At 55.2% G+C, this 4,363-nt stretch carries 3 protein-coding genes and 3 pseudogenes; 4 read left to right on the forward strand and 2 right to left on the reverse strand.

Going from position 1 to position 4,363, the window contains the following annotated elements:
• Positions 1-929: 929 nt before the first annotated feature.
• The 4 genes and pseudogenes from IEQ42_RS27110 (at position 930) to IEQ42_RS27120 (ending at position 3,831) form a co-directional block, all read left to right on the forward strand.
• Positions 930-1,274 carry a response regulator gene (locus IEQ42_RS27110; protein ID WP_138763347.1) on the forward strand — a complete coding sequence of 115 codons (345 nt, stop codon included), beginning with the start codon at positions 930-932 and terminating at the stop codon, positions 1,272-1,274.
• A 332-nt stretch (positions 1,275-1,606) separates the two neighbouring features.
• A pseudogene (locus IEQ42_RS27115) lies at positions 1,607-2,064 on the forward strand (aldo/keto reductase); the annotation flags it as partial.
• A gap of 201 nt (positions 2,065-2,265) precedes the next feature.
• Positions 2,266-2,532: pseudogene (locus IEQ42_RS27845) on the forward strand (PAS domain-containing protein); the annotation flags it as partial.
• 246 nt (positions 2,533-2,778) lie between these two features.
• On the forward strand, positions 2,779-3,831 hold the full coding sequence (locus IEQ42_RS27120) for a methyl-accepting chemotaxis protein (protein ID WP_414478947.1): 1,053 nt from the start codon (positions 2,779-2,781) through the stop codon (positions 3,829-3,831).
• A gap of 280 nt (positions 3,832-4,111) precedes the next feature.
• On the opposite strand, the pseudogene IEQ42_RS27125 reads toward IEQ42_RS27120, so the two are convergent.
• Together IEQ42_RS27125 and IEQ42_RS27130 are read right to left on the reverse strand one after the other, a co-directional pair.
• Positions 4,112-4,237, reverse strand: a pseudogene (locus IEQ42_RS27125) (transposase); the annotation flags it as partial.
• Between the two features lie 29 nt (positions 4,238-4,266).
• The coding region (locus IEQ42_RS27130) for a transposase domain-containing protein (protein WP_146374934.1) at positions 4,267-4,363 on the reverse strand (97 nt) is incomplete at its 5' end.

Here is a 4,363-nt window from a genome sequence, read left to right on the forward strand (position 1 = left end):
TGCTTACGTTTGCCGGCGTACTCAGCATCGGCGAAGGACATCTGTTTCATCGGGACTCAACCGTTCGATTCCTGTGAGGCGGGTATTTCACCAAATCTGGAAGCCTTTTTCAGAGTTTCCCTAAGGTTGGCACTCCGTCGCCAATCCATGGATAAGATCGAGGCCAGCGTTCGCTTATTATCGTCGCCCCAATTTCAAGTGGCGCCTCGACCCAAGGGCCACGAACCGTGAGCCAACCCGATCCTGCGCAACTCCGAGGACGCCCTCGACTAGGGGGGAAGAGATTCTTGGAAAACAGTGATATATGTGAAAAGCGACCGTTTCCTTCGGTGTTGCGCAGCCGTATGCGTCCTACCAAGTCATCACGCGCCGTGAATCCGAATAGTCCCGGGGGGGGGGGACAAATCCGAAGGATTCAACGACCTTTCTGATCTCATTCGCCTTAACTTTAATGGCTTTTAATGGCTTAAGAAGGCTTCATTCGAGGATGGATCCTGGATAGTGAATTGCTCGGCCTGCGGCGCAATTCGCGAGCGTCGGCATATCAGCGCTGAAAGCCATGGTCGCTCTCACAGTAGAAAATCACGAAAACCAATTGGCGAAGCCATGCGAGAAGGAGACGAAAAGCCACAATATTCTCCTCCTCACCACCAAAAATGCTTTCCATGATGCAAGGCAACGGCGAGCGGGATGAATTTGCTGTGGCGATACTTACAATTCGTTTGGCGGGACAAAAGATCTGGCCGAGAGCAAGCCAGAGATCGCGCGTTCTCATCCGCTTTCAACAATCTGAAGTCTCCTCGCGTGAAACCCGGCGGTGGCAGGTCGATTGACCCAGAAGAAATACGGGAGAAAGTGATAGCGGGTCGAGATCACTGAAGCGAGGCGTGCAATATGGGCATCAAACAAAATCTCGTGGCCTTGGCTGGATGCGCAACCAACCAAAATGCGCGACGGGCGACAGCTTCGCGCTGAAGGATAAGGGGTTCATGGTGGTGACGGCCAGCAATGGTCGAAAAGGACTTGAGGTGCTGGATAGAGAACGGCCAGCCTTGATCATTATCGACTTTATGATGCCAGTCATGGGCGGCCTAGAATTCGCCACAGCCGTCCGAGCCCTCCCTTCCGCCAATCATTTGCCAATCATCTTGATAAGCGTTGCTCACGCACATATCGGAATGCAGAGATCGGATTTGTTTGATGCTGTATTGGCAAAGCCATTTAATATCGACTTGATCATTGCCGAAGTTAGAAAACTCTTGAGCTCAGAGTAGTACGCGACCGCTCAAGGCAATGAGAGTCCGCCAAGTCTAAATGGCCCTCGGAGTGCTTTCATTCGCGATCAAACCAAATCACCCAATCGGCCAAAACATTACGGTCTCCGCACCGAATGTTGCGACCCATTCATTAAGCGCTTCCTGATGGCTCCGCATACAAGGTGACCGAAAGGACAACTGACGACGCTTGCCCTTTCAACTCGCTATATTGGCAACCGCCTATCCCCACTCGTTCACTCGCCTATTTTTTTTCGCCACGGTGCGGCCCCAGTCAAAGTACTGCCCAATCACCAGCTAACTGTTTATCGCCGAATGCGGGGAGATTGAAAATGCACAAGCGCAGACTCGGAAACAGTCCACTTGAAGTGTCAGCCCTCGGCCTGGGCTGCATGGGGCTGAGGCATGTCGCCGCTTCGCGCCCGGATGATCATTGCCACCAAGCGGCTTTACCTTCGGCTCCGACAATAAGCAGCAGATTCTCAATAGCCGCTCGGAGCACATCAGAGTCGCCGTCGAGGGTTCATTGCGCCAACTGAAGACCGATTTCATGGATTTTCTTTACCAGCTTCGGGTAGATCCGAACGTGCCTATCGAGGTGGTAGCAGGTGTGGTCAAGGAGCTTATTGGCGAAGGCAAGGTCAAGCACTTCGACCTGTCAGAAGCTAGAGCTCAAACTATTCGACGGGCCCATGCCGTCCAGCCGTTGACGGCGCTGCAAAGCGAATACTCGCTGCGGTGGCAAGAACCTGAGCGGGAGATTCTTCCGGCACTCACGGAGCTGGGTATATACGATCATTGCAAAAGCAAGAGAGTGGTGAATGGCATGCTGACCTCAGTCTGTGATTAGCAATCTTGATATCAGTACCCACTTCTGCATTCAAGGCTACCCACCTTCTTTTCCGACGCACAACCTGCCCGTTTAGAATTACTCATTAACCTTTGTTATATTGCAGCCGATGCCCCTACTTAGGGCATAGGAGCAATACAGATGAGAAACAACCAACCGGTTACGCAGCGCGAGATAGCCCTTGGGGCTCAACAAAAGCTCATCTCGACAACGGATGCGCGTGGAGTCATCACCTACTGCAATGACGCCTTCGTCGAGATCAGCGGTTTCAACAAGTCCGACCTGATCGGCGCGCCTCAAAACATCGTTCGTCACCCCGACGTGCCCTCCGCCGTATTTGCCCATATGTGGGGCGCGCTCAAGCTTGGCAAGCCGTGGATGGGCATCGTCAAGAATCGCTCGAAACACGGCGACCACTACTGGGTCAACGCCTACGTCACGCCGATTGTCGAGGGGCGTGAGGTTGTGGGCTATGAATCGGTCAGGGTCAAGCCGACGATAGAGCAGATTATTCGCACCGAAGCCCTCTATAAACGCATCAGCCTAGGTAAGTCCGCCGTCCCGGTAAGTGATCAATGGCAACCCGCCCTGCTCGCCTGGCTGCCGGTGTTGACCATGGGCCTGGTGGGTGCATTGGGTGGCGTGTTCCTCGGCATGTCGGAGGCGATCATCCTGGCTGCCGGGGTATCGGTGCCGATCGGACTGTGGGTGTCGAGTCGGCAAAACCGCGGCGCGCTGCATCTGCTGGAAATGGCTGAAGCCTCAACCTGCGACGCATTGCAGGCCAAAATGTACAGCGACGAACGTGGCCCGCAGGCACGCCTTGAAACGGCGTTTGTTAGCCAGGCATCTCGGCTGAAGACTTGCCTCACCCGGCTACAGGATACGGCTGAGCAACTGACTGGCCTAGCCGGCCGATCCGACGGCCTCGCCACCGACAGTTCCCGTGGGCTTGAACGCCAACGGGTCGAGACCGAGCAGGTGTCGGCAGCGGTCAATCAGATGGCGGCCACCACACAGGAAGTCGCCAGCCACGTCCAGCGCACCGCCGACGCTACTCAGGAAGCCAATGTGTTGACTGGACGCGGACGCGACGTGGCCCGGGACACCCGCGAAGCTATTCAGCGCCTCTCGGTGGTGGTGGGTGATACCGGGCTGACAGTCGCGCAACTGGCTAAGGACAGCAATGAAATCGGCACAGTGGTCGATGTGATCAAGGGTATTGCCGACCAGACCAACCTGCTAGCGCTGAACGCCGCCATTGAAGCCGCGCGGGCGGGCGACATGGGTCGAGGCTTTGCGGTGGTCGCCGATGAAGTGCGCCAGTTGGCGCAGCGTACGACGGAGTCAACGATGCAAATCCATGGTTTGATTTCCAAGCTGCAGGTCTCGTCCAACAATGCGGTGAAATCCATGGAAAGCGGTCAACGCCAGGCCGAAGAAGGCGTGGCATGGGTACTTGAGGCAGATAACGCATTAGTCGGGATCAGTGAAGCGGTGGCAAACATCACGGACATGACTACCCAGATTGCCGCTGCGACCGAAGAGCAAACCGCCGTGGCCGAGGAAATCAGCCGCAATATCACGACCATTGCCAACCTGGCGGATCAGACGTCTGATCAGGCCAGACATTCGGCAGAGCTGAGCAAGGAACTGACCCAGACCGCTAATACTCAGTATTCATTGGTAGAGCGATTTAACCGATAACCATCAACTTTCTTAAAAAAGCCCGCTCCAGCGAGCTTTAAATTCCGGGGGCTAATTAAATCTGACGGTGCGGCGGGGGGGGCAATTGCAGCCCTTCGCATTTACCGCGAACGGCCAAAAAGCACTTGAATTTAAGGGTTGGTGGTATCCGCTTTGGGTTGTGGATTCACCCGGTGCCGACATTCAGCAATGGGCCGAGCCTGTTGAAAACAGTCGGATTTTCAGTTCGCCTGAACTCAGGCACCGCTACCACCGGAGAACCTACGCACCACATTGAGTGGTTTTTGGAAAACGTCGAGTGACTGGGTACCTCATCTTGAAGGCTCAACCGGCAGAACCAGCGATGCCCCAAGTTCAAATGGGCCTCTTCGCACAACCGCCGCTCTGAGCGAATGCCGTAGCAATGTATGCGTCCGGGCATCACGTCTTGCGTGATTAAACCGGCTGCCACTTATGCGGAAGCAGCTGCTCGATTTCACTCGCCCGCTGCGTCGGTAGACGCGTGAGAACATCCTTTAGATAGGCGTACGGA

Origin of the sequence: Pseudomonas iridis, from assembly GCF_017980685.1 — a bacterium.
Taxonomy (GTDB): domain Bacteria; phylum Pseudomonadota; class Gammaproteobacteria; order Pseudomonadales; family Pseudomonadaceae; genus Aquipseudomonas; species Aquipseudomonas iridis.